This is a genomic window from Draconibacterium orientale (assembly GCF_900111425.1).
GTDB classification, from domain to species: Bacteria; Bacteroidota; Bacteroidia; order Bacteroidales; family Prolixibacteraceae; genus Draconibacterium; species Draconibacterium orientale.
Genome location: NZ_FOHT01000002.1, coordinates 137,030 through 162,598, shown reverse-complemented (window position 1 = coordinate 162,598; position 25,569 = coordinate 137,030). Strand labels below are relative to the sequence as shown.

Annotated in this window: 18 protein-coding genes; 9 read left to right on the top strand and 9 right to left on the bottom strand. The window is 43.2% G+C overall.

Annotated elements, in window-relative coordinates; translation table 11 throughout:
• Nucleotides 1–360 precede the first annotated feature (360 nt).
• Nucleotides 361–1,887 carry a glutamate--tRNA ligase gene (gltX, locus tag BMW53_RS02185; protein WP_038557522.1) on the bottom strand — a complete coding sequence of 509 codons (1,527 nt, stop codon included), beginning with the start codon at nt 1,885–1,887 and terminating at the stop codon, nt 361–363.
• Between the two features lie 313 nt (nt 1,888–2,200).
• On the opposite strand from gltX, the gene kbl reads away from it, so the two are divergent.
• Complete coding sequence (gene kbl / locus BMW53_RS02180) at nt 2,201–3,388, top strand: glycine C-acetyltransferase (protein ID WP_038564330.1); 1,188 nt, start codon at nt 2,201–2,203, stop codon at nt 3,386–3,388.
• 254 nt (nt 3,389–3,642) lie between these two features.
• On the opposite strand, the gene BMW53_RS02175 is transcribed toward kbl, so the two are convergent.
• The 4 genes from BMW53_RS02175 to BMW53_RS02160 all read right to left on the bottom strand — a co-directional run bounded on the left by BMW53_RS02175 (nt 3,643) and on the right by BMW53_RS02160 (nt 9,331).
• Nucleotides 3,643–4,170 carry a hypothetical protein gene (locus BMW53_RS02175; protein WP_038557523.1) on the bottom strand — a complete coding sequence of 176 codons (528 nt, stop codon included), beginning with the start codon at nt 4,168–4,170 and terminating at the stop codon, nt 3,643–3,645.
• A 410-nt stretch (nt 4,171–4,580) separates the two neighbouring features.
• On the bottom strand, nt 4,581–7,175 hold the full coding sequence (locus BMW53_RS02170; protein WP_051567728.1) for a beta-mannosidase: 2,595 nt from the start codon (nt 7,173–7,175) through the stop codon (nt 4,581–4,583).
• 231 nt (nt 7,176–7,406) lie between these two features.
• Nucleotides 7,407–7,595, bottom strand: coding sequence for a YgaP family membrane protein (locus BMW53_RS02165; protein ID WP_038557524.1), 189 nt, complete (start codon nt 7,593–7,595; stop codon nt 7,407–7,409).
• Nucleotides 7,596–8,134: 539 nt separating this feature from the next.
• On the bottom strand, nt 8,135–9,331 hold the full coding sequence (locus BMW53_RS02160; protein WP_038564336.1) for a phosphoglycerate kinase: 1,197 nt from the start codon (nt 9,329–9,331) through the stop codon (nt 8,135–8,137).
• 774 nt (nt 9,332–10,105) lie between these two features.
• Here BMW53_RS02160 and BMW53_RS02155 point away from each other — a divergent pair.
• Entirely contained in the window at nt 10,106–11,230 is a 1,125-nt protein-coding gene (locus BMW53_RS02155) for a DNA polymerase III subunit (protein WP_074780148.1), read from the top strand.
• Nucleotides 11,231–11,524: 294 nt separating this feature from the next.
• Here the strand turns inward: BMW53_RS02155 and BMW53_RS02150 are convergent, their stop codons facing one another.
• Nucleotides 11,525–11,956, bottom strand: coding sequence for a hypothetical protein (locus tag BMW53_RS02150; protein WP_038557526.1), 432 nt, complete (start codon nt 11,954–11,956; stop codon nt 11,525–11,527).
• A 578-nt stretch (nt 11,957–12,534) separates the two neighbouring features.
• Here BMW53_RS02150 and BMW53_RS02145 point away from each other — a divergent pair.
• The 7 genes from BMW53_RS02145 to porX all read left to right on the top strand — a co-directional run bounded on the left by BMW53_RS02145 (nt 12,535) and on the right by porX (nt 22,584).
• Nucleotides 12,535–13,803, top strand: a complete 1,269-nt coding sequence (locus tag BMW53_RS02145) for a PSP1 domain-containing protein (protein WP_074780146.1) — start codon at nt 12,535–12,537, stop codon at nt 13,801–13,803.
• Between the two features lie 66 nt (nt 13,804–13,869).
• Nucleotides 13,870–14,340, top strand: coding sequence for a gliding motility lipoprotein GldH (locus tag BMW53_RS02140; RefSeq protein WP_038557527.1), 471 nt, complete (start codon nt 13,870–13,872; stop codon nt 14,338–14,340).
• 44 nt (nt 14,341–14,384) lie between these two features.
• The gene (gene trmB, locus BMW53_RS02135; RefSeq protein ID WP_038557528.1) at nt 14,385–15,125 is read left to right on the top strand and encodes a tRNA (guanosine(46)-N7)-methyltransferase TrmB; all 741 of its coding nucleotides are present in this window, start codon (nt 14,385–14,387) and stop codon (nt 15,123–15,125) included.
• A gap of 273 nt (nt 15,126–15,398) precedes the next feature.
• Nucleotides 15,399–15,722 (top strand): MGMT family protein, encoded by a 324-nt coding sequence (locus BMW53_RS02130; RefSeq protein ID WP_038557529.1) that lies wholly within the window; start codon nt 15,399–15,401, stop codon nt 15,720–15,722.
• Between the two features lie 159 nt (nt 15,723–15,881).
• Nucleotides 15,882–16,997: an Mrp/NBP35 family ATP-binding protein gene (locus BMW53_RS02125; RefSeq protein WP_038557530.1), complete on the top strand. Its 1,116-nt coding sequence runs from the start codon at nt 15,882–15,884 to the stop codon at nt 16,995–16,997.
• 214 nt (nt 16,998–17,211) lie between these two features.
• Entirely contained in the window at nt 17,212–20,901 is a 3,690-nt protein-coding gene (gene porW, locus BMW53_RS02120; protein ID WP_139177998.1) for a type IX secretion system periplasmic lipoprotein PorW/SprE, read from the top strand.
• 126 nt (nt 20,902–21,027) lie between these two features.
• Entirely contained in the window at nt 21,028–22,584 is a 1,557-nt protein-coding gene (gene porX / locus BMW53_RS02115; protein ID WP_038557532.1) for a T9SS response regulator signal transducer PorX, read from the top strand.
• Between the two features lie 479 nt (nt 22,585–23,063).
• Here the strand turns inward: porX and BMW53_RS02110 are convergent, their stop codons facing one another.
• The 3 genes from BMW53_RS02110 to BMW53_RS02100 all read right to left on the bottom strand — a co-directional run bounded on the left by BMW53_RS02110 (nt 23,064) and on the right by BMW53_RS02100 (nt 25,537).
• Complete coding sequence (locus BMW53_RS02110) at nt 23,064–23,912, bottom strand: damage-control phosphatase ARMT1 family protein (RefSeq protein ID WP_074780142.1); 849 nt, start codon at nt 23,910–23,912, stop codon at nt 23,064–23,066.
• A 132-nt stretch (nt 23,913–24,044) separates the two neighbouring features.
• Complete coding sequence (locus BMW53_RS02105) at nt 24,045–24,800, bottom strand: ABC transporter ATP-binding protein (protein WP_038557533.1); 756 nt, start codon at nt 24,798–24,800, stop codon at nt 24,045–24,047.
• Complete coding sequence (locus BMW53_RS02100; RefSeq protein ID WP_038557534.1) at nt 24,797–25,537, bottom strand: MlaE family ABC transporter permease; 741 nt, start codon at nt 25,535–25,537, stop codon at nt 24,797–24,799. Before BMW53_RS02100 ends, BMW53_RS02105 begins: the two co-directional genes overlap by 4 nt.
• Nucleotides 25,538–25,569: the final 32 nt, after the last annotated feature.

Sequence of the window (25,569 nt, the reverse complement as noted above, 5' to 3'; positions counted from 1 at the left end):
AAAACATTTTTTTATACCTTAAACAAATGGTTATGGCATGTTTTAGGGGTAATTAGGGGCTTAAACAAATGTTTACGCTATTAAAAAATAAAAAGTGGGCTATTAACATCTGTTCACGTGATGATTGCCTGACTTTTTGCCTAAAATAGCCGGAATCGTATTTCCGATTCCGGCTATTTTTATAAAGGTACTATATAAACTAATAGCAATAGCTGCATCAAAATTTATTGACTCACCCGGATTGGGCCTCTTTTCATATAGAGACGGAATGAGGGGGAGTTAACTGTAAATTTGCAGTAGTTTCATTGCTGTGGTGATTCCTGAGAATCATGAATGTTTTTTGTGTTAATGTGCTGTCGGTTATATAGTTTCGATTGCCGTTTTTATACGTGCAATGCTTTCGTCTTTACCCAGCAGCTCGCAAATTACAAACAAATCGGGGCCCATATTTCCACCAACAAGCGCCAGTCGCAGTGGATTCATAATGGCACCAAATCCCCATTCTCTTTCGCTCATAAATGCCGAGAAAACTTCTTTTATGGCATCGGCTTTCCAGTTTTCAACGGTTTCAAAAACGTTTACTATTTCAGTTAACTGGGCTGATGTATTTTCTTTCCAGCGCTTTTTCACTGTTTTTTCGTCGTACTCGGTCGGAGCCACAAAAAAGTAACTGCTTTGGTCCCACAATTCGGCAACAAATTCGCAACGTTCTTTAATTTCAGCAACTACGGCATTTATTTTTTCATCCGAAGCTTCCACGCCTTTCTCTGCCAATACCGGTTTGAATAACCCGGCAAGTTCCTCTACGGATTTTCCCTGGAAATAATGTTTGTTAAACCACTTGGCTTTTTCCGGATCAAAACGCGATCCCGATTTCACTACGCGTTCCAAACTAAAGATTTCTCCCAGTTCTTCCAGCGAGAAAAATTCCTGCTCTGTTCCCGGGTTCCAGCCCAGTAAGGCCAACAAGTTGATAAATGCCTCAGGGAAATAACCGTCTTCGCGGTATCCGCGCGAAACATCGCCGGTTTTCGGATCAGTCCACAGTAAAGGGAAAACAGGGAATCCCAGTTTGTCGCCATCGCGTTTGCTGAGTTTTCCTTTTCCAACCGGTTTTAAAATTAGCGGAAGATGCGCAAAACGTGGTTGGGTTTCTTCCCAGCCCAACGCTTTATACAATAAAACGTGCAGCGGCATCGATGGCAGCCACTCTTCGCCACGGATAACGTGCGAAATCTCCATCAAATGGTCGTCAACCACATTGGCAAGGTGGTAAGTTGGCATTCCGTCCGATTTAAAAAGCACTTTGTCGTCGAGACTTTTTGTGGTGTTAAAAGTTACGTTGCCACGAATCAGGTCGGTTTCCGAAACGTCGGTATCCGCGGGCATTTTAAAGCGAATTACATAAGCCTCGCCTGCTGCTATTTTTTGCTGAACTTCTTCTTCCGATAAGTTGAGCGAGTTATTCAGCTTGTCGCGTGTGCCAATTCCGTACGAGAAAGTTTCTTTATTGGCTTCGGCTTCTTTACGCAAAGCATCAATCTCCTCTGAAGTGTCGAAAGCATAATACGCCCAGCCGCTTTCTACCAGCTGATCGGCATATTTCTTATACAACTCTTTCCGCTCACTCTGGCGGTAGGGGCCAAAATCGCCTCCAATGCCCGGGCCTTCAACCGGTATTAATCCGCACCAGTTCAGGCTTTCAATAATATAATCTTCGGCACCCGGAACAAAACGGGTTTGGTCGGTATCTTCAATTCGGAGTATAAATTCGCCACCATGTTTCTTTGCAAACAGGTAGTTGAATAAGGCTGTTCGAACACCGCCCATGTGCAATGGTCCGGTCGGACTTGGGGCAAATCGTACCCGTACTTTTTTGTCGCTCATTGTTCTTTCTTTATTTTGGCGCAAAGATAAGAATCTTGTGTTATTAGTAGGCAATAAGCAAAATTCAATAGGCAAATTGAAGTCGATAATATTGGTCGCTTATTGAATCACATGGTGGAGAATCGAGAATCCGGAGAAATATGTGCCACGTGGAGCAGGATAATAATCGGCAGTAAGCAAACTGGCGATAGGAAATGCTTAACCTAAGGCTTTTTTCTACTGCCAACTGACCAAAAGAATCTGCCTTTTATCAATGTTTAGTATTATTGCTTTCCATTACTTTGCACTATGGTTTAACAAACAATCGAAAATCATGTACGGAAAAATTAAGAATGACCTTAGAAACACGCTTGAAGAGTTAAAAGAGCAGGGATTATATAAAAGCGAACGTATTATTACCACTTCGCAAAGTTCCGAAATTGCAGTGTCAACGGGAGAAACGGTGCTGAATTTTTGTGCCAACAATTACCTGGGACTGGCCAATAATCCCGAGGTGGTAAAAGCTGCTCAGGACATTATGAACGACTGGGGATTCGGACTTTCATCAGTGCGTTTTATCTGCGGAACACAATCAATTCATAAGCAGTTGGAAGAAAAGGTTTCTGAATTCCTGGGAACTGAAGACACGATTCTTTACTGTGCCTGTTTTGATGCCAACGGAGGTGTTTTCGAACCACTGTTAGGTGCCGAATCGGCTATTATTTCTGATGAGTTAAACCATGCTTCGATTATTGATGGGGTGCGTTTGTGTAAGGCACAGCGTTTTCGTTACAAACACTCTGACATGGCCGAATTGGAGCAGTGTTTAAAAGATGCATCGGGAGCGAAATACCGTTTGATTGTTACCGATGGTGTTTTCTCGATGGATGGAGATATTGCCAACTTGCCCGACATTGTTAAGCTGGCAAAAAAATACGATGCGCTGGTAATGGTCGACGATTCTCACGCTACCGGTTACATCGGAAAAACAGGCCGTGGTACTGCAGAACATTATGGACTGCTTGGCGAAATCGATATTATAACCACCACTTTCGGAAAAGCCATGGGTGGCGGAAACGGCGGATGTACATCTGGTCGCCGCGAAATTATTGATATGTTGCGTCAGCGTTCGCGCCCGTATTTGTTTTCGAATACTTTGGCACCTGCAACTGTTGGAGCAACCATGAAAGTGATTGAAATGCTTTCGGGGGGAGCGGATCTGCCAGCCAAAACAATGGCAAATGCCGATCGTTTCAGAACGAAAATGGAAGCTGCCGGTTTTGATCTTGTAAAAGGCGATACGGCTATTGTTCCGGTAATGGTGTATGATGAGCCGTTAGCCATAAAATTTGCCGACGAACTGTTAAAAGAAGGCGTTTATGTTATCGGATTCTGTTTCCCGGTTGTACCTCGCGGAAAGGCCAGGATACGGGTTCAGCTTTCGGCTGCTCACTCGTTTGAGGAAATCGACAGAGCTGTAGCTGCCTTTACTAAGGTTGGAAAAGAACTGGGTATTATTTAATACTGATATTTAATTTCATAGCCCTGGCGGACTATGCTATAAAGTATCGGGGCCTTACTCCTTTTACTTCTTAGGGCTGAAAGTCCGGAACGTAATAGCGCAGTCCGTAAGGGCTGCGAATTAAAGGAATATAAAACTGTCATTTCGAAGGAGGAACGACTGAGAAATCTGTTAGGTCAGAGCTGTGAAGTAACAGATTTCTCACTTCGTTCGAAATGACATACAGTTTAAACTCACCCGCTGAATGTTTTAAATTATTTTATCCCCCGAATAGACTGTGTTGAAATATCCTGGCCAATTTTATCCGCAGCTTTTTTGAATTTAGCTGCTGTGATTGCTTCTACAGATAGCCCAATTGAACCTCCGGAATTGTGAATGCCAAATTCAGCAATCGCATTAAATTTATCCTCTTCATCTAGCTCTTCGCGGAATATTGCCGAGAAATTCTCGCTTCGAATCCGCGAAATATTCCTGAATTTTATGGCAAAAAAACCTTCAGTTCCCTGGTAGTAATACGTTTTGTTTTTTGGGTTGTACGTGGCTTTGGTCATGGTTTCGTGCCGGGGCTTTTCTTTAATGTATTTCCCCTCTTGCTGCGGAAAAACCAAAAGCAATTTGTAGCTGCCTTCATCGAGGTGTTTAAAGCTCACTTTCCCTTTTTCGCCGGTAACCTGAAAGGCGATTAACTGGCCTCCCTTTTCGAGATAAACCCCGGTATTTTCGGCCGGTTTGCCAATAAAAATGGACAGAATGCTAAAAAAGAGTACAATAAATAAGTTCATATTGAGCTTAAAATTGGTGAAATTAGATTTGAATAAAAATTGGCGAGAGGATTTGTTTTAAACAATGGGGTGTGAACAAAAGAAAAGGATGTCCCGAAAGAAGCTCTTTTGGGGCCGTCACCCTGAACTTGTTTCAGGGTCTGTTTAATCTAGATTCTGAAACAAGTTAAGAATGACGCAGTGAGCTTACTCTTTGAACATCCTAAAATGTCATAAGCGCTTAGCGCGTATTAAGTCAAAATATTATTGATTAATTGAATATCCGTTCTATGTCATAATTAATATTTAGCACGTCATGCTGAACTTGTTTCAGCATCTTTCGCCACTAATAATCAGCTATTTGCAAAAAAGACCCTGAAATAAGTCCAGGGTGACGGTCTGGTTGTGACTAATTACGGACATTCAATTGATTAAAAAGCATCATCCAAAGTGCGAATGCTCAACACTTCGTTCAGCTTTTCTTCCGAAATATCGGTTTTTAAATTGATCGATACTTTTTCGTTTGGCAGCAAATCAAAGTAATTGTCGGAGAAGAAACCTTCTTCGTCGCCAATTTGCAGGTAAAGATTTTTTGCCAGCTTGTCGGTTTTTAAAGCAATATCAACACCGTTATCGGCTTTTGTAATGGCATATTCAACCTGCGGAGCTTTAACGCTAAGGTTTTTAAATGGCAGGAAGTAATAATTGTTTTTCGAAAGTACTTCGCCATTTGCAACCAGCTCGGTGGTGAATACAATGTTTTTCAGATTTCTTCTGTATTTGTAACGCCACTCGTTTTTGTTTACATCGAAATAGTCGTCGCTCGAGTTGGCAGGAATATCAACCAGGTGCGCTTCTTCCCAAATCACTTTGCCATCGAAATCAACCATTTGCATGCGAAGCTCGGCTTGTATTGGCTCAAGGTTGTCGTTAACAATACCCACTTTAAACTTAATTCCTTCTTCGTAGGGGCTCACCAAAACCTGGCTAAATCCTTTTTTCACGTAGTACTGCAGCGCCTTCCATTTTTGGTAGTAATCGGTTGAGCTCCACGAAGCCACCGGCCAAACATCGTTAATTTGCCAGTACAAACTTCCCATGCAATAGGGCATTGCACGACGGTGTCCTTCCAGTCCGAATTTAATTCCATCGGCTTGCAACACGTGGTTTACATACAGGAACGATTCAAAATCCTTTGGTTTTTTATACTCCTGAAGCATGTAATATTCGATGGTTCCGTTGCCGATCGATGAGCGCTGGTGCGACTCCATCACTTCCGAGTAAATATCGTAATCTTCCGGCTTGGTGTATTTACGTACTGTTGCCATTTCAGGGAAACTCTGGAAACCGTATTCGCTCATAAAACGCGCCAGGTGTGTTGCGTAAGTGCTGAACGGCTCTTTGCCCCACCAAACACCCCAGTAGTGTTCGTCGCCATTTACAAGGTCGGCCTGTTCGCCAAGCCCCGACGATGGACTTGAGCCCCAGTAACTGCGCGAAGGATCGTATTCGTTTACCACATCGGGCAGTGTTTTATGGAAAATATCAACATAAGCCTGCCAAACTTTCTCAGGTACATCTTCGCCTTCTTTTTCAGCCAGAGCTTTCCATCCCCAGGTGTTCCAGGCGGTAAGGATTTCGTTGTTTCCGCACCACAGTGCAATACTTGGGTGATTGCGCAAACGTTTTACATTGTCGATTGCTTCGTATTTGATGCTTTCCAAAAACTCCGGATTATTGGGAAACATAGCACAGGCAAACATAAAATCCTGCCATACCAGAATCCCGTTTTCGTCGCAGAGATCGTAGAAAATATCGTTTTCGTAGATGCCTCCACCCCAGATACGCAACATATTGTTGTTGGCATCTTTGGCATTGGTAACCACTTTTCGGTAATTTTCGTCGGTAACGCGTGGCAGGAACATGTCGTTCGGAATGTAGTTGGCACCTTTCATAAATACCGGATGTCCGTTCAGCTTGAAATAAAACGAAGTGCCATCGTCGTCTTTTTCGCGAACCAGTTCCAGCGTGCGAATTCCAATTCGGGTATTTTCTGTAACCGTGCGGCCTTTCACATTCAAAACGCCTGAGAGGTTATATAAATGAGCCTCTCCCAAACCGTTGGTCCACCAAAGTTGAGGATTGGCAATTTCGAATTCAACCGAATATTTGTTTACGCCCGGAGTCAGATTCACTTCGCTTGAAGCGAGTGGCTGTCCGTCGTTATTCATGGTTATTGTTGCTTTTGTTTTCTTGACTGCATCTACTTCGAAAACAGCTGTAAATGTTGCTTTTTCGTCGGAAACTTCGTGCTGAACGATTTGCAGGTTTTCGATAGTGGCATTGTCCCAGGCTTTTAGGTAAACAGGTTTCCAGATACCGCTGGTTACCAGTCGTGGTCCCCAGTCCCATCCATAGTGATAACCTGCTTTACGGGTATAAATGCTTACGCGTTTGTTGCCTTCCACTTCGCCGCGTTCGGCCTGGTCGTTTTCACCACCCGGATAAACAAAACCGTTGGCGTCGTATTTTTTTAAGCCTTCAACAATTGGCGAACGGAAAACAATGTGTATTTCGTTATCACCTTCTTTTAAAAGGTCTTTTACATCAACCTGCCACTCGCGAAACATGTTATCGGCCGAAAGTACTTTTTCTCCGTTCAGCGAAACATCGGCATAGGTGTCGAGTCCTTCAAAATCGAGAACAACTTTGTCGCGACTCAGAAATGATTTGTCAACTGTGAAAGTGCTTTTGTATTCCCAGTCAACTTTGTCGATCCATTGCTGATCCAGTTCATTCAAACGATAAAACGGATCTTCAATTTTTTCGTTGGCCAGTAAATCGGTGTGCACTGTTCCCGGAACCGTTGCAGGCAACCATTCATTTTCACCTGCCTGGCTAAAGGTCCAGTTGGTGTTCAGTTCTTTTTGTATCATAAGGTCGGGGCCTGATTCATTGGTTGTACACGCTACAGAAAAGAGCAGCGCAAAAATGGCCGGAAGCGGCCAGCGGTTAATCGCATTCATAGTATAATCGTTTATTACTTGTCAAAATTGATAAAAACACAAAGAATAACCTAGAGATTGCCCTTAAATATATTCAATTTTCTTGTTTTGGAGATTCTGTTTGCCGTGGAGAAAGGAAGAAAAGCAGGTACAGTAATCTGGCGTTCAGGATCATTTTGAAATGAATGCTGCGAATTGGAACAGAGGGTAAATTTAACTGAATCGAAGGTGCAAAAAACGGCGCTTTGTAGTTTATTCGTCCTTTTCGGTGGTAGAGATTTTTAGCGGGAAATAAAGCGGGCAAAACCTAAAAAGTCCCGTGGCCAATGGAATGATGCCAATCAAACCCCACCAACTGTCGAAAATAACGCCGATAATCGCAATTATCAATCCTGCAATTATTCGTAATAGTCTGTCAATTGATCCTACGTTTGCTTTCATTTTTTCTCTGTTTTAAGTTTGTTCTGAAACAGTTAGGTGGGGTGTTATGTTCAAGGGGGATTGATAGACAAAGAAAGTCGTAAATTAGAAATTTGCCCCACTCTGAGCTTTTTTGTGCAATCAGTTTAAAGTTCCTTTCGGTTTTTTCGTCCGGGGCGGCGAACCATCTCTATCCAACTGTCTTCGCCGGACGAGTTCGACTTCACTCACTTTCCCGGCGCTTCCTGACTGCCGTCAGTCGCACCGGGTTATCGCTTTTCGCCCCTTTGGGGCTCTTAATTAAAGCGCTGAAAGTGCTTTTTACTTTAGCCTGGGGCGGCGTAATTCTTTGAATTACGTTGCCCTGGGTAAAAGGTTGTCGTGTAAATCGTCCGGCGAAGAAAGTAGTTCAATGCTCATGGTTGTTCTGGACGAAAAATAGCTGTCTTCCCTTGATCGACTTTCAGTGAAAAAAAAGCCCGGTCCGAAATGAACCAGGCTTTTGAAAAATATTGTAACCTTCTTATCAGTTCTTCCCTTTAGGGAAGTTAGAAGGGTTATTATTCGCCACGAACAGCAGCAACACCAGGAAGTGTTTTTCCTTCGAGGTATTCGAGCAATGCGCCACCTGCAGTTGAGATGTACGAAACACCATCAGCAAAGCCCAATTGGTTAACCGCAGCTACCGAGTCGCCACCGCCAACAAGCGAGAATGCACCTTTTTTTGTTGCTTCAACAACCGCTTCACCAACTGCTCTTGTTCCTTCAGCAAAAGCTTCCATTTCGAAAACACCGATCGGACCATTCCAAAGAATTGTTCCCGATTTTTCGATTACCTTTTTAAAGTCTTCAATAGCATCAGGACCGGCATCCAATCCCATCCATCCGTCAGGAATTTCGCCAATAGGAAGCACTTTTGTGTTGGCATCGTTGCTAAATGCATCGGCAGCAACAACGTCGCTTGCCATGTATAAATTCACGCCTTTTTCTTTTGCCAGCTTTTCAATGTTCAATGCTGTTTCCAGGAATTCGTCTTCGCAAATTGAGCTACCTACTTTACCGCCGTGTGCTTTCACAAAAGTAAATTTCATTCCACCACCCAAAATAAGGTTGTCTACTTTGTCGAGCAGGTTTTCGATAATGGTAATTTTCGACGAAACTTTAGCTCCACCCATAATTGCAGTAAGCGGACGCTGTGGAGCTTTTACCACTTTGTCAAGGCTTTCAACTTCGCTTTCAATCAGGTAACCAAACATTTTGTCGTTCGGGAAAAATTTGGCAATAACAGCTGTTGATGCGTGTGCACGGTGAGCTGTACCGAAAGCATCGTTTACCCAGCAGTCTCCGTTTTCAGCTAATTTAGCAGCAAATTCTTCGTCGCCGGCAGTTTCTTCTTTGTAAAAACGCAGGTTTTCCAGAATCAGAACTTCGCCCGGTTTTACATTCTCTGCCATGGCTTTTACTTCGTCGCCAATACAGTCAGGAGCAATCTTTACAGTAGCACCACCAAGCAACTCGCTCAGGTGATTTACCAACGGTTTCAGCGAGAATTTTTCTTCCGGCCCGTTTTTCGGACGACCAAGGTGCGACATGATGATTGGAGAACCACCACCTTCAATAATTTTTTTAATTGTAGGAAGTGCTGCACGCATACGTGTATCGTCGGTAATCTCGAATTTGTCGTTTAAAGGCACGTTGAAATCAACGCGAATAAGAGCTCTCTTTCCTTTAAAATCGTAGCTGCTAATAGTTTGCATGATATTATATTTTTTAATGTTTTTTGAAAAATCCAACCAAAGATAGAAATTAATAGCACGAAAAAACAGCAGAATTTTAAGGCCTTTCATAATTTAATGTTGCGGTAAGATTTAAAGGAATGGAGGAGTGGTTGAATATTAGGATGTTGGAATAATCGAATGCGAAAATACAGAAATGCTTTAATGCATAAATGTACTAAGGATCCGATCCGTATAATTTTTATCAAACACGGATCGGATCCTTTTTGTACATAGAAAAATTTAGTAGTGCTAATTCTATGTGCTTAGCGCGTAAATCAAATCTACCGTGTCCTATGTGTCCATTGTGGTTCAAAAGAAAACTTCGTGTCTTAGCGTCTTAGTGTTAAAAGGTTTTTACCACAAAGTGGCACAAAGAAGGCACCAAGTTTCACAAAGACGAAAAGCTCGTGGCTCGTTACGTAAATGAATTTCGATTGCAGAGAAAGAAAGTTGACAGTTTTCAGTCGCAGTTAACAGTTTAGCAATTCAGCAATAGAACAATTTAGCAGCGCTAATTCTATACGCTTAGCGCGTAAATCAAATCTACCATGTCCTATGTGTCTATTGTGGTTCAAAAGAAAACTTCGTGTCTTAGCGTCTTCGTGTTAAAAGATTTCTACCACAAAGTGGCACAAAGAAGGCACAAAGTCACACAAAGAAGAAAAGCGCGTGGATAGCGGCTCATAGCTCACAGCTTTGCCAACTGTATTTTGCATATTGCCAATTTTCAGAATTAAGTACTATTTTTGGCTTATGTTTTTCAAAGACGTAGTAGGACAAGAGAATATAAAAAGCCGTCTGATCAGGTCGGTACAGGAGCAACGAATCAGTCATGCACAATTATTTTCCGGCCATTCGGGAACCGGCAAACTGGCCATGGCTTTGGCGTATGCACAGTATGTTTCGTGCAAAAACCGCAGCGAAACCGATTCGTGCGGCACTTGCCCGTCGTGCCACAAATATCAGAAAATGGCGCACCCCGATTTGCATTTTGTGTTCCCCATTTTCAATGCCAAACAGTTTAACAAGCCGGTTAGCGACGATTTTCTTCCGCAGTGGCGCGAGAAAGTATTGGCCAATCCGTATTTCGAACTCAGCGATTGGTTGAGCCACATCGACGCCGGAAATGCACAGGGCGAAATTTACGAACGCGAAAGCGAGTCGATTTTGCGAAAACTGAACCTCAAATCGTTCGAGTCGGAGTTTAAAGTGATGATTATCTGGTTGCCTGAAAAAATGAACATCGCCTGCTCAAACAAACTGCTGAAAATGATTGAGGAGCCGCCCAGCAAAACACTTTTTATTCTGGTAACCGAAAACGAAGAAGGTGTGATCGGCACCATTCGTTCGCGGGCACAGTTGGTAAAATTTCCGTTTGTCGATAATCAATCGATAAAAAATGCTTTGCTGAAAATTGAGGGAGTTGATCCGGCAATCGTTCCCGATGCAGTTCACCTGGCTTCGGGAAGTTATTTGAAAGCACTCAGCTATTTATCGCCGTCGGAAGAAGAGCAGTTTTATTTCCAGAAATTCCAGGAAATGATGCGTTTTGCCTATGCCCGGCAGGTGAAAGACATGATTGACTGGGCCGATGAAATGGCAAAAATTGGCCGCGACAAACAAAAAGCCTTTTTTGCAGCTTCCCTGCGTTTAGTGCGCGAGTATTTTGTGTCGAACATGAAACGCAGCGAAATTGTGTATATGAACCGCGCCGAAAAAGACTGGAGCAAAAAATTCGCTCCTTTTATTAACGAGCGCAACATTGTGGCTTTTGCCGACGAATTTGAGCTGGCCATAAAACACATCTCCATGAACGGTAATCCGCGTATTGTTTTTATGGATACCGGTTTGCGCATGGTACGGCTGATTAAGCGGTAGATGTTTTGTGATTCCTCAGGCGCCAGTCGGTGTTGAACCGCTAAGCGCATAATGCAATCAGGTGTTACCGGAGCCAAAACATTTGTTGATGTTAAACAAACCTAATGTAAACGGATTTAAACAAACTATCCGGAGAAGGAAACAATTAAGGCCGCAATTCAAACATTTGTCTAGCGGTTTAAAACATTTGACTACGCGAAGAGCGCAAGGGTCAGCTGGTGAGTGAGTTACGGTTGTCTGGATGAAGGAATGTCATCTTCTCAAAAAAGATGACATCCTATTAGGAACCAAGAACTACTTGTTGAAAGAATACCGGATTCCCCACAAATGCCTCAGGGCAACAACGTCATCATTAAAATAAATTTCCGGAGCAAGTTCAACAACCAGCGACAGCCTTTTAAACGATTGCAAGGGACAAATTTCTAAAGCCACGGGCACTGAAAAAAAGGCATCTTCTCCCGAATAAGGTATCAACCCAAACCCCAGTCCGGCAGAAAATTGGTGAAATTCGCCCGGCTTAAATTTGTAAGTGCTGTTTAATTCAATACCCGTATTTTCGAGCTCGCCGCTATTGGCAAAAACTTTTAGTTCAGCATTGAATTTTTCATTTAATGGTACTGAAACTCCTAATGAATGGACGGAGTAACTGGTTACTTTTACCTGGCTAAAACCGGAGAATGAAACCAGGAAAAGAAAAATCGGGAATAATAATTTAATCATTTTCATCTGTATAAATTTTAAATGGAATCTGAATCCTTTCATGTAATCAGAATTCCTGTGTTCGCTTGTTTATTCGTACTATTAATCTACCAATGTATTTAATAGTCACCGTTAACTATTTTATCCAAAACACCTCTGTGTTTTTAGTTTTTCCCTCACTTAAGTTTACTGTCCTTGTCCTGAAAATGTGTGTTGATGAACAGGTGATCTTGAATCAACAGTACGAATATAGAATTACTTGTTTTCCATCACAAAGAATATGTTAAAAATATCATGGGGGGGTAATTTTTATTTCTTCTAAATAATTGTTCCTTTTTAGATTCATTTTAAAAACCAAGCCATTACTTATCAAATTGCTATTAATCATTACTTTTGTGGGCTATGCCAATTGTTTTCATCGTGAGCTTAACCGAAACGATGAATTACACTGGTGAGTGCATTGTTAACTTGATGATTTGGATGAGATGAAATGAACTGGCAATTCAACTCAATTGCTAATCGGTATTAAATGATTATCTTGGCAAGGCCGGATAAAAAGGCTTTTAGTCTCAGATCTAAAGGTCTCTGTACTACGAATCTAAAATATGAAAGAAGTAAATACTACAGATAGAGGGGTTTGTCAAACGAAAGTTGGAAATTGCGGAAAACTGCAGGTTACCGACTGGCTTGGCGATGTACAGCCTGCTTACAAAGGCGAAGACATTGTTGAAGTGCGTTTTAAAAATACCCGAAAAGACTATTATAAAAACGTAAATAACCTAAAACTTAAAGTTGGCGAACTGGTGGCCGTTGAAGGAAATCCGGGGCACGATATCGGTATAATTTCGTTAAAAGGGGAGCTGGTGTTTGAGCAAATGAAACGCCACAAAGTTACGCTGAACAACGGCGAATACCGCAAAATTTACCGCCACGCCAAACCGGTTGACATCGACAAATGGAAAGAAGCCATTTCGCTGGAACATGAAACCATGATTCGTTCGCGTCAGATTGTTCAGGATCTGCGTCTCGATATGAAAATTGGCGATGTGGAATACCAGGGCGACAAAACAAAAGCCATCTTCTACTACATTGCTGATGGTCGTGTTGATTTTCGCCAGCTGATAAAAGTGCTGGCCGAAACGTTCCGCATCCGCATCGAAATGAAGCAGATTGGTGCGCGCCAGGAAGCCGGCCGTATTGGCGGAATTGGACCCTGCGGGCGTTCACTTTGCTGCTCAACGTGGATGAGCAATTTTGTGTCGGTAACCACCAATGCTGCGCGTCATCAGGAAATTTCGCTGAACCCGCAAAAACTGGCCGGGCAATGTGGAAAATTAAAGTGCTGCCTCAATTTCGAGGTGGATGCCTACATTGATGCACAAAAAGATTTCCCGCCAAACCATATTCCACTCGAAACAGAACACATGACCTATTCCTTCCTGAAAGCCGATATTTTTGGAGGAATTTACTGGTACGCTCCGCGTGGCGAAGGTCCCGGAACACTGGTGGCCGTGCCTGTGAAACGGGTAAAAGAGGTGTTGCGTTTAAATCGTAACGGCAAAAAACCGGAAAAACTGGTGATTGAAAAATACGATGCCGGAGCACAAAAACTCGATACCTTCCATAATGTGGTGGGCCAGGAGGATTTGGATCGTTTCGACCGGGCGAAGAAAAAGAGCCGCTCGAAAAAGCGCAGCAATCGTCGTAATCCTAACCAGGGCCGAAAGCAAAATCAGCCCAGCGCACAGGGGCCTAAACCCGAACGAAGGCAAGATAAAACCCAGGGAAACGGCCAGGGCCGCAAACCAAAGCAAACCAGAGGGGGAAGCCAAAACCGGCGATCCGGGCAAAATCGTAACCAAAACCGTAGTTAAAGAAAACAACTTGCGTTTTACAGCGTTTGATGTATTGATCTTTCGAAAAAAAATAGTTGAAGCAGAATGAGTCGTTTTTTTCAGGTTATACTTTTTACGGGAATTGTGGCGATTATGGCAGCGTGCGAATCGCACAGTGTTTTCGATAAATACAAGCCAATTAACAAAGGCGTTTGGAACAAAGATTCGCTGGTGGTTTTTAACGTGCCGGTTACCGATACCTTGCAAAATCACAATCTTTATATTAATGTGCGCAACAAGGTGGATTACCGCTACAGCAACCTGTGGCTGTTTGTTACCATTGTGCAACCCGGTGGCGAAGCGGTTACCGATACCTTCGAAATGGTGCTGGCCGATCCGTCGGGGAAATGGCTGGGCGAAGGTTTTGGCGGATTAAAAACCCGTGAGGCCATTTACCGGCGCAATGTGTTTTTCCCTCGCTCGGGCGATTACACCATACGCTTGCAGCAGGGCATGCGCAACGACGAGCTAAAAGGAATTTCCGACGTGGGTGTACGTGTTGAAAAAGTCAAATAGAAGATCAAAGAAATTTATAAATACCAACAGTTTATTTTTTAGAGGTGGGAAAAGGAAAGCTGAAGAAGTTTGATGAAATGATGGGTTTTGAACATGTTGTTCAGGCACCGTTTCATAAGGTGGGACACGACGATTTTCATTTAAAAGGAAAATGGTCGGCCGAATTTTTTAAAAACGATCAGCCCATAATTTTGGAGCTGGGTTGTGGCAAGGGCGAATATACCGTGGAATTGGCGGCAATGAACCCGAACATCAATTATATTGGTGTGGATATTAAAGGGGCGCGGCTTTGGAAAGGTGCAAAACTGGCCTACCAGCGCGAAATGACAAATGTGGGATTCTTGCGTACCAACATCGAATTGATTCCTCAGTTTTTTGCCAAAGATGAGGTAGATGAGATCTGGCTAACTTTCCCCGATCCGCAAATGCGAAAAGCGAGGAAACGCTTAACGTCAACAACGTTTCTGAATAAATACCGGACTTTTCTGAAACCCGGCGGTGTGGTGCACTTAAAAACCGACAGCAATTTTCAGTACAACTACACACTGGAAATGGCCAAACTGAATCAGTTTGAAATACTGGCCGAAACCGATAATCTGTACGAGTGGGAAGGATTGACTGATGTGTTGCGCATTCGTACGTTTTACGAAAAGCAGTGGCTCGACCGCGGAATACCAAGTAAATATCTGGCTTTTATTCCGCACAACGGCGAATACATCGAACCCGAGATTGATATCGAACGCGACGAGTATCGCAGCTTTGGGCGTAGCGCTCGGGACTTATAGATAACCTGTTGTCATATCGAAGGAAGAATGACTGAGATATCTGTGACTTCGTTAATAATTGTAACAGATTTCTCACTGCGTTCGAAATGACAAATTAAGGTGAATTCTTTACCCCTTTAGCTGTAGTTATCCCGATAAAATCGGGACAGTTCTGAAATTAGGCAGAAGATTATTGGTTCAGCAACTGCGTGGTTTGAAACATGCTCCCCTTTCAAGGGGAGCTCCCGACAGGGAGAGGGGTAGGGGAAAAGAATAAAAGAATACTGGTTTAAAATGAGCGATTTTTTCAATCAGGTTTACGAAGTAGTAAAGCAAATCCCTCCCGGACGGGTAACCTCATATGGTGCCATAGCCGCCAGTTTGGGTTCACCCGGAGCCGCACGAATGGTGGGCTGGGCAATGAATGCCAGTCATTCGCATCCCGAATTTGTTCCGGCGCACCGGGTGGTAAACCGCAACGGACTGCTAACCGGGAAACACCATTTTGATAATCCAAATGCCATGCAGGAACTGCTTGAAGCCGAAGGGCTGAAACTGGAGGGCGACAAAATTCTCGATTTCAAGGAAAAATTCTGGGACCCGATGAAAGAATTGTAGCTGTGCATTTTCTCAGAAAAAGAAAGGTAGTTTAAATCAACCAAAAGTTCATATTAATATTCAAAACATTTCCGTGTTTAAACTGTTCATCTAATTGCATTTATTAAATTTGCAGTTTCAATTAACAGACAGTCAAAGTCAAAACAAAGCATTCTTAAAATGGCAGATATACCAAGAAAATTAATTGTCCCGAAAGATGTTACCGATGCCTTACGCACCGTAAAATATCCGGGAAGCGACGAAGATGTGGTTCAACTGGAAATGCCACAGGAAATCCGCATTGCCGGACAGCGAATAAGTTTTTCGCTGGTTTTTCAGAAAAGCAACGACCCAAATATTGAAGCGCTGGTTGTAGCGTGCGAAGCGGCCATTAAAAAATACCTTGGCGAGCAGGTTGAAATTGAAGATAACATTGCCGTGAAATTTATTCACGATATGGAACGCCCGGTTTTGCCCAACGTGAAAAACATTGTGGCCATTGCATCGGGAAAAGGTGGTGTTGGTAAATCAACTGTGGCAGTAAATACTGCTGTAGCGTTAGCAAAAAGTGGTGCAAAAGTTGGCTTGCTCGATGCCGATATTTTTGGCCCCTCAATTCCAAAAATGTTTGGTGTTGAAGACGAACGTCCGGCTGGTGTAAAGATCGACGACAGAGAAATGATCAATCCGCTTGAAAAATACGGGGTGAAATTCTTGTCGGTAGGCTTTTTTGTTGATCCCGACAGTGCCATTATCTGGCGCGGACCAATGGCATCGAATGCACTGAAACAACTGATTTCGGAAGGAAACTGGGGCGAACTGGATTATTTGCTGATCGACCTGCCTCCGGGCACCAGCGATATTCACCTTACCCTGGTACAAAGTGTTCCGGTAACCGGAGCGGTAATTGTAACTACCCCGCAGGATGTGGCTTTGGCCGACGTGGTTCGTGGAACCAGCATGTTCCAAAGTAAATCGGTTGATGTGCCTGTGCTTGGTTTGGTAGAAAACATGGCCTGGTTTACTCCGGAAGAACTGCCCGAAAACAAGTACTATATTTTTGGTAAAGAAGGTGGTAAAAAACTGGCCGATAAACTGGGCTTGCCCTTGTTGGGGCAAATTCCAATTGTGCAGAGTATTCGCGAAGGTGGCGACGAAGGAACACCCGTAGCTGCCAACGGCGACACAATTACCGGACAGGCTTTTGCCGATGTGGCTGAAAAAGTGAAACACCGTGTACATGTGCGCAACATACAAATGGCGCCAACTAAAAAGGTAAAAATTACCCGAAAATAAATCCGAAAAGTAGAGGTGTACAATGCGTGCATCTCTACCTTTTTTCAAGGCCGCAACTCCTTTAAAATGTAATATTCTCCCGCCCCGTCAATTAATTCTGTTGAACATTCATTTTTTCTTATTTTTACAGCGTTTGCAAAATGCAACAATTCAGGATGTACAGGCAATAATCTTGTGATTCCTGAGTTTATTCAATGAGTTAACAAAAAACTGCTTGAAGAAACGATTTTTACATACCATATTCCTGTTTTTATTGGTTTCGATTTTTGCCGGCTGTTCTACTGAAAAAAATACCCGGGCATCACGAACTTTCCATAATGTTACTTCGCGTTATAATATTTATTTTAATGCCAACGAGGCAGTAAAAGAGGGCGTTGCAACGATTGAGGAGCGTGTTGAGGACGACTTTACCCGTGTTTTACCCATTTATAAGGCGAGCGATCCATCGGTGGCGCGCATGGTAAAATCGGATATGGATTATGCGGTTGTAAAATGCTCGAAATTGATCGAGATACACTCTATAACTAAAAAGCCAAAACGTAAAAGAGGTGGTGGTTCGCGCAAATACCAGGAGTTTGCCAGCCAGGAGGAGTTTAACAATTGGATCGACGACAGTTACCTCTTAATGGGGAAAGCCTATTTCTATCAGCACAATTTTTTTGCTGCCATCGATAATTTCTCGTATGTGGTGCGTAAATACCCCGACGAAGAAACGGCAGATGAGGCACAGGTTTGGCTGATACGTGCTTACACCGAGATGGAACGTTACATTGAAGCCAACGAAGTTATTCAGGCTATTCAGTCGTACGATGATTTTCCAAAAAGCCTGGAGCGCGATTTTGCCATTGCCACAGCTTTCTATTACAAAAAGCAGTTTGAATACGACAATGCCATTCGCCTGCTCGATATTGCCATCGACAAAACATTCTGGAAAAAAGATAAAGCCCGCCTGCAATATATTGTGGCGCAACTGTACCAGGAGTTGGGCCAGAACCAGGCGGCAGCAGCAGCCTTTAGAAAGGTTACCAAAATGAATCCGGATTACACCATGGCCTTTAACGCAATGATAAACGGTGCAGGGGTATTCTCAGGCGAAGGAAATTCGGAAGATTTGAAAAAGCAGTTGAATAAAATGCTGCGCGACAAAAAGAACGTCGATTTCCGCGACCAGATTTATTATGCCTTAGGTAACATTTTTTTCCGCGAAGGAAACCGCGATGTGGCCAAGGATAACTACAAAGAATCGGTAGCTACAAGTTTTAAAAATCAATACCAACGGGCCTTATCGTCGATTACTTTGGCCGATATTTATTTCGAGGATCTGAATTACCGCGGCGCACAGTCGTATTACGATAGTGCAATGATTATTATCGATGAAACATACCCGAATTACGACAATGTATCAGCACGCTACCGGAGTTTAACTAATTTGGTGGATAATATATTGTTGGTTGAACGAGAAGACAGTTTGCAACGAGTGGCGCAAATGTCGGATGTAGAACGTGAAGCTTTAATTGCGAACTTGATGCAGGAAGAGCAGGAACGCCAGCGAAACATGGAAAACCTGGCCATGCAGGATGCGCGAAGTCAGGGCTATTACCGCTCCAACCGTTACCGCATGGGAATGGGAAATTCAGGTGGCGGAGGCTGGTATTTCTACAATCCGCAAACCGTGTCGTACGGGCGGGTAACTTTCCAGCAGCAATGGGGCCGGCGAACATTGGAAGACGACTGGCGACGATCGAATAAGGCTACTGTTTCGATGGAAGAAAGCGAAGAAATGGCAGAGGTAGAACCCGAAGAACAGCGTATTGAAGACCCGCTGAAAAAGGAATTTTATACGCAGGATTTACCTTTAACTGATTCGATGATGACAGTGTCGCACGCACGAATTCGCGATGCACTTTACAACTCAGGTAAAATATTTAAATCGGAATTTGAAGATTACGAGCGCTCGGCCGAGGCTTTTGAAGAGCTGATAAGGCGTTATCCAAACAATATTTACCTTTTGTCGGCTTATTTCGATTTGTACGATTTGTATGAGTTGATGGGCGATAAGGAAAGAGCAAACTACTACCGTAGTCTCATCATTTCTGAATATCCGAAAAGTAAGTTCGCGCAGTTCCTGCAAAATCCAAATTTCTTTGTGGAAATGGCGGCCAAAACCGATAGTCTCAACCGCTTGTACCAGGAAACATTCCGAAATTACAAGCAGGGAAGGTACCAAAATGTGTTGTCGCTTACCGGGCAAATGAAAAACATGGAGCCGGATACGGTGATCCTTCCAAAAATTGATTTTATGGAAATGGTTGCCGATGGTGTTTTAACCGACGTGCACAATTTTGAAGTCTTGCTAAAAGGTTATTTGGCAGAATATCCGGCAAAAGAACCATCGCCACTGGCCGGGGAAATCCTACAGCTTATTCAGGACAGTACCTTAACCGATTACCAGAAACTGGTGGAAATGGGCTACATCAGCGAAGAAATTCAAAACGAAGAGCTGCTGCCCGAAAATTTCTTTGCCGATGATGAGTTTGGCGGAAAATTCAGTTACGACGAAGATTTGTTGCACTACTTTGTAATTGCCTATCCGCGCGAAGAAGAAGACAATATCGATTTGAATCGACTGAAGTTTGACATTGCCAATTACAACATCGACCACTATACAAAAATAGATTTTGATATTGAAACGGAATACCTCGATGATAAACTGGCTTTTGTGCTGGTGCGCTCGATGACCAACAAAGAAAATGCGCTGATCTATCACGGAGCGATCATTCGAAAAGCCCCGGTTTTTAAAACTTTGCAGGGAATTGATTATATGAACTTTGTAATATCGTCGACCAATTACCGGGCGGTTATGCAGGAACGCTCAACAGCCGATTACATGAAGTTCTTCGTGAAGAATTACAGCCGTTTTATCCGTTCAAATTTCAGCGACGACGAAATGGATATCTCGCCTGAAGAGTTAATGGCGCGCGCCGCAGCCGAAGAAAATGCGCTAAACGAACGTGGTACTTTTGTTACGGTAAACGCTGGTCCGGCCGGATTATACGATACAAATGTTGATACCACGCAGAATTTTGTGATTGCCGTAAAAGACGTAAGCCTGTCGTTACGACCATTAATGCGCGGATTTGCCGATTTTAACCGCGATGAATTCAGGGCGTGGAACCTGGCGCTGCAGGCCAAAGAAGTGGGCGATTATCGCTTACTGGTGGTTCACGGAATTCCGGCACTCAACGAATCGATGTCGTATTTCCGCAGGGCAATTACCACTCGTAGTTTGTTCGAACCGCTGGGACAATCCACTTATCGCAACTTCCTGATTACGGATGATAACCTGCAAACTTTACTCGACGAGAATAAGGTGGAAGAGTACATTACTTTCTTCCGCAACAATTATATTCAGCGCAGGGCTTCCGATTCGTCGTCGGATAACCAAAGCCAGACAGCGGCACCAACTACAACTACACAAACTGCCGAGCCTGCGCCTGCCGCTCAGGCTGCACCTGCTTCGCTGACCGGTTCGCCGTACAACCAGAACATTTCAGGGCCACATCGCATTGTATTTGTAATTCCGGCAACGGGTGTATTTAAAGACGCCTTTATTAACGGCATTGCGGCTTATAACCAGTCGAATTTTGCCAACTCGGGCTTCACCATCGAAGAGCAGCAGCTGGATCAGGCTCGCCAGCTCATTATTGTTCGCGGCATGGAAGATGAGGCAACGGCACGTCAGTACTTTAGTGTGGTGGTGCGCAACCGCGATCTGTTCGATCCGTTGGGAACAGCTCAGTACCGTAATTTCCTGATTTCGGAAGAGAACTTCAGTATTTTCCTTCGCGAGAAGAATATTACCGAATACATGGATTTCTACAAACAAGTTTACCTGAATAAGTAAATTGTCTTAAGAGGTGTAGTTTCTCGGAAGAGAACTCTTAAAGTTTGTTAAGACATACTTTAACGGCACCTATTTTGTTCTTATCTTTAACTTATTGGAACAATTGAAACAGAAAACGAAAACAGAATGAATAAGCCAAGAATACTCTGGACAGACGATGAAATAGATCTCTTACGGGCGCACATTATATTTTTACAGGAAAAAGGATACGAAGTTGAAACGGCTAATAACGGCCTCGATGCGATTGAGAAAGTTGAAGCCGGTTATTTCGACATTATCTTTCTTGATGAGAATATGCCGGGTCTGACAGGTTTAGAAACGTTGACAAAGATTAAAGATCTTGCGCCCAATGTGCCGGTGGTAATGATTACCAAAAGCGAAGAGGAAAATATAATGGATGAGGCGATTGGCGCTAAAATTGCCGATTACCTGATTAAGCCGGTAAACCCAAAACAGATTTTGCTGACACTGAAAAAGAACATCGATCAGAAGCGCCTGGTTACCGAGCAAACCACATCGAAATACCAGATGCAGTTTGCCCAGATTGGGATGAAACTGAACGACCGCCTGACTTTTGACGAATGGAAAGATATTTACCGCCAGTTGGTGTACTGGGAACTGGAATTGAGCGAGTCGGAAGATTCGGCCATGGACCAGATTCTTACCATGCAAAAGGAGGAGGCTAATAAGGCGTTTTTCCGTTTTATAAAAGAGAACTACCAGGATTGGTTTGATCAGGATTTTGAGGATCGGCCGATGTTGTCGCCCGATATTTTTAAACACCGTGTTTTTCCGCACCTCAACGATGGTAAAAAAACCTTTGTGCTGGTGGTCGACAATTTACGCTACGACCAGTGGCGTATTCTTAGTCCCGAGATAAATACCTATTTTCGCACGGTTTCGGAAGATATGTACTGCGGAATATTGCCCACAGCAACCATGTACGCACGTAATGCGATGTTTGCCGGTTTAATGCCTTCTGAAATTGAAAGGTTGTACCCGCAACTGTGGCTCGACGACGACAATGAAGGGCACAAAAACTGGAATGAAGAGGAATTGCTGCGTAAGCAGCTACAGCGTTATTCGCGCAAAGAGAGCCTGTATTTCGAAAAAGGATCGGGAGCTAAAAAGGAGCGTTGGGTGCAGGATAATCTCAATAATATTCTGAAAAGCGATCTTTCGGTGATGGTGGTGAATTTTGTGGATATGATTTCGCATGCCCGCACCGAAATGGACATGATTCGCGAGTTGGCCAATAACGAAAAAGCCTATCGTTCGTTAACCTTAAGCTGGTTTAAAAATTCGTCGTTGCTGGAGTTGCTCCGGGCGCTTGCTGATGAGGATATTCGGGTGGTAATTACTACCGACCACGGTGCTATTCGTGTTGACAATCCCGTGAAGATCATTGGCGATCGCGAAACCAATACCAACCTGCGTTACAAGCTGGGTAAAAATTTGAATTTCAAAGCAAAAAATGTATTTGAAATTCGCGACCCGCGAAGTATTTACTTACCATCGCGAAATGTGAGTACCAGCTATGTTTTTGCGCAGGGAAGCGACTTTTTTGCTTATCCGAATAACTACAATTATTACGCGAATTACTACAAAGACACATTCCAGCACGGCGGAATTTCGATGGAGGAATTGATTATTCCGGTGGTTACGCTGGATCCGAAGAAGTAGATTAACACAAGAACACAAGGACTGAAGGACTGATTTGTTGAAGGATTGAACAGCCCAATACAATAAATGAGTGCCAGTTATATGCGCTAAGCGGTTCAAAACCGCTAAGCGCGTAAATCGAATCTACTGTGTCCTATGTTTCTATGTGGTTCAAAAAAACTCCGTGTCTTTGCGACTTAGTGTTTAAAAGTTTTCAATTACCAGAAAGTATACAGTTTTCAGTTGTGGTTAACAGTTCAGCAATTTGACAATAGAACAGTTTGGCAGTTCTAAACGGCTAAGCGCGTAAATCGAACCGCAGAGACGCTAAGGCGCAAAGGTTTTGAAACACAATAGGCACATAGAACTCAGTAGGTTGTTTAAACGTTTCAAGGTTTTGAAAACACTTTGAGGTTTTATTGTTTGCTAACTGCTATTTGCGTATTGCCTATTACTTCTGAAATCTAAAATCGTTAATCATCATTCGCAAATATTTGCGTTTAGCTTTTGCTTCGTTTCACCACAAAGTCCCCTTTTTCAGCACCAACTTTTTGGCCGATAACCGGGCATTTTATCATCATCAGGTAAAACAGGCGCCGATCGTTTTCGTCCATCAATCCTTCAAAATTGCCCATGCCTTTTGAAATAATGAGGTCAGCCGAACGGTAGATTTCCAAAAACTCTTTACTTACGCGGTGCAGCAGTGTTGATGGTGTATTGTCGCCATTGGTGATTAAGGTTGCAACTTTGTGCAAGCCAACTTCGCGGGCTTCTTTTAAAGTAGCATCGTTTAAAATGGGCTGGTCGCGAACCGCAAATACCACATTCGGGTGACCGATGGTTTCCAGAAAGAGTTTGTCCATTACAATTTCGCCGCAGTTATCACCCAGGTATAAAATGCTTTTAGCTTTTTTTATTTCGGTTTTTAGGGCTTCCGAATCATCAACAGCAAAGGTGGTTTGAAACACCCGCTCGATTGTTCCATCTACATCAAAATGGTGTGTTGGCCCAAAATCGATTATGTTTCCGGCAATGGCATAACGCAGTGCTGTATCGAATTTATCTTCCGACTCTTCCACCTTATTTCTGAACTCATTGTAACGCGCTAATAATGCGTGGTTGCTTTCTTTTTTCTCAGCACCATACGGATCTTTTACATCCGATTCCTTCTCCATTTCTCTTAGAATATTGCTGGTAATTTCGGGCGAAAAACTTTTGTCGAGGTCGATTCCGGCAATGGTTGAAATGGCCTGGCTTACAATTTTATTTCGTTTTTCCTCTGCAATTTCGTACTTGTCCATACGTTTTTGCAGTGCTTTTACCTGGCAAATAAGGCATTCGTAGTTCATGTTAAAAAAGTTTGTAGCCGGAAGACTGTTGTTCTTTTTCCGGAATTTTGAGTAAAAGTAACGGAAGTTTTTTAGTCAATCGGTATTGAACTAATGTTTTAAAAGATGTTTGCAAAAACTTAATTCAAATCATTATTTTCCCTTCTTCATTTGTGCATAAAGTTTATTCGCAAAAATAAAGTCCTCCAGTTTTTGGTTTCCCGAGCTCAGAATCTCGTTTTTGGTACCTTCCCATTCTTTCTGGCCATGCGAAATAAACAGCACCGATTCGCCAATTTCTATCACCGAGTTCATATCGTGCGTATTAATAATGGTGGTCATCTGAAATTCTTTGGTAAGTGTTTGAATGAGTTGATCGATAACCGTTGCTGTTTCGGGGTCGAGGCCCGAGTTGGGTTCGTCGCAAAACAGGTATTTCGGATTCAGCGCAATGGCGCGGGCAATGGCTACACGTTTTTGCATTCCGCCACTAATTTCGCTGGGCGAAAGTTTAAAAGCCTGCTTTTCGATGTTTACGTGATCGAGGCAAAAATCAACACGCTTTTGTTTTTCGGCCGAACTCATTTCAGTAAACATATCGAGCGGAAAGCGTACGTTTCCTTCTACTGAAATACTGTCGAACAACGCACCGCCCTGAAAAACCATTCCCACCTCGCGTCGAAGAACTTTACGTTCCTTTTGATTCATCTGGGTAAAATTGCGTTCGTTGTACCAAATCTCGCCGCTATCTACCTCGAAAAGGCCAAGTGTTGATTTCAGCAAAACCGTTTTTCCTGAACCGCTTCGGCCAATAATCAGGTTGGTTTTTCCCTGCTCGAATACGGTAGATATGTTTTTCAGAACCGTATTGCCGTCGAATGTTTTTATAATGTTTTTAAGCGTAATCATGTTAATAAGAGGCGGGTTAAAATTAAGTCGAAAAACAGGATCAGGATATTGGTGTTTACCACGGCTTTTGTACTGGCTTTACCTACCTCGAGTGCGCCACCCTGTACGTAATAGCCAAAATAGGCCGGCACCGATGCCACCAGAAATCCGAAAAACAGCGATTTTATAATCGAGAAAGTAATGTAATAAGGATAAAACAGCCACTGGATGCCCGAAATATAATCGGGAATAGAGATTACCCCTGCAATTGGACCCGTAACCATACCGCCCAGCAAACCAAAAAATACACTAATGATATACAAAAACGGGAAGACAAAAACTACTGCAATAATTTTTGGAAGAATAAGGTAGCTTGCCGAATTTACTCCCATAATTTCCAACGAATCAATTTGTTCGGTAACACGCATGGTGCCTATTTCCGAAGTAATATTGGAGCCCACTTTTCCGGCCATAATCAGCGCCAGCATGGTTGACGAAAATTCGAGCAGCAGCGTGTCGCGTGTGCCCAAACCTACCAGTTCAACAGGGTAAAGCGGGTTTGCCATACTGTAGGCGAACTGGATGGTCATAATTCCGCCAATAAAAATCGAAATGATAATTACAATGCCCACCGAGTTTACACCCAGGTTATCGATTTCGTGAAACAACTGCCTGATATAGAGTTTGTGTTTCTCGGGGCGTGCAAAAACACGCGCCAGCATCGAAAAATATCGGCCTATATGAAAGAAAAACCCCATTGCTTAAAGTTTCTTGCTAATGTAATCGGCTA

Bases quoted from the DNA above. Each gene is read 5' to 3' on its own strand.
- gltX (WP_038557522.1), bottom strand. From the start codon at position 1,887: ATGAGCGACAAAAAAGTACGGGTACGATTTGCCCCAAGTCCGACCGGA.
- kbl (WP_038564330.1), top strand. From the start codon at position 2,201: ATGTACGGAAAAATTAAGAATGACCTTAGAAACACGCTTGAAGAGTTA.
- BMW53_RS02175 (WP_038557523.1), bottom strand. From the start codon at position 4,170: ATGAACTTATTTATTGTACTCTTTTTTAGCATTCTGTCCATTTTTATT.
- BMW53_RS02170 (WP_051567728.1), bottom strand. From the start codon at position 7,175: ATGAATGCGATTAACCGCTGGCCGCTTCCGGCCATTTTTGCGCTGCTC.
- BMW53_RS02165 (WP_038557524.1), bottom strand. From the start codon at position 7,595: ATGAAAGCAAACGTAGGATCAATTGACAGACTATTACGAATAATTGCA.
- BMW53_RS02160 (WP_038564336.1), bottom strand. From the start codon at position 9,331: ATGCAAACTATTAGCAGCTACGATTTTAAAGGAAAGAGAGCTCTTATT.
- BMW53_RS02155 (WP_074780148.1), top strand. From the start codon at position 10,106: ATGTTTTTCAAAGACGTAGTAGGACAAGAGAATATAAAAAGCCGTCTG.
- BMW53_RS02150 (WP_038557526.1), bottom strand. From the start codon at position 11,956: ATGAAAATGATTAAATTATTATTCCCGATTTTTCTTTTCCTGGTTTCA.
- BMW53_RS02145 (WP_074780146.1), top strand. From the start codon at position 12,535: ATGAAAGAAGTAAATACTACAGATAGAGGGGTTTGTCAAACGAAAGTT.
- BMW53_RS02140 (WP_038557527.1), top strand. From the start codon at position 13,870: ATGAGTCGTTTTTTTCAGGTTATACTTTTTACGGGAATTGTGGCGATT.
- BMW53_RS02130 (WP_038557529.1), top strand. From the start codon at position 15,399: ATGAGCGATTTTTTCAATCAGGTTTACGAAGTAGTAAAGCAAATCCCT.
- BMW53_RS02125 (WP_038557530.1), top strand. From the start codon at position 15,882: ATGGCAGATATACCAAGAAAATTAATTGTCCCGAAAGATGTTACCGAT.
- porX (WP_038557532.1), top strand. From the start codon at position 21,028: ATGAATAAGCCAAGAATACTCTGGACAGACGATGAAATAGATCTCTTA.
- BMW53_RS02110 (WP_074780142.1), bottom strand. From the start codon at position 23,912: ATGAACTACGAATGCCTTATTTGCCAGGTAAAAGCACTGCAAAAACGT.
- BMW53_RS02105 (WP_038557533.1), bottom strand. From the start codon at position 24,800: ATGATTACGCTTAAAAACATTATAAAAACATTCGACGGCAATACGGTT.
- BMW53_RS02100 (WP_038557534.1), bottom strand. From the start codon at position 25,537: ATGGGGTTTTTCTTTCATATAGGCCGATATTTTTCGATGCTGGCGCGT.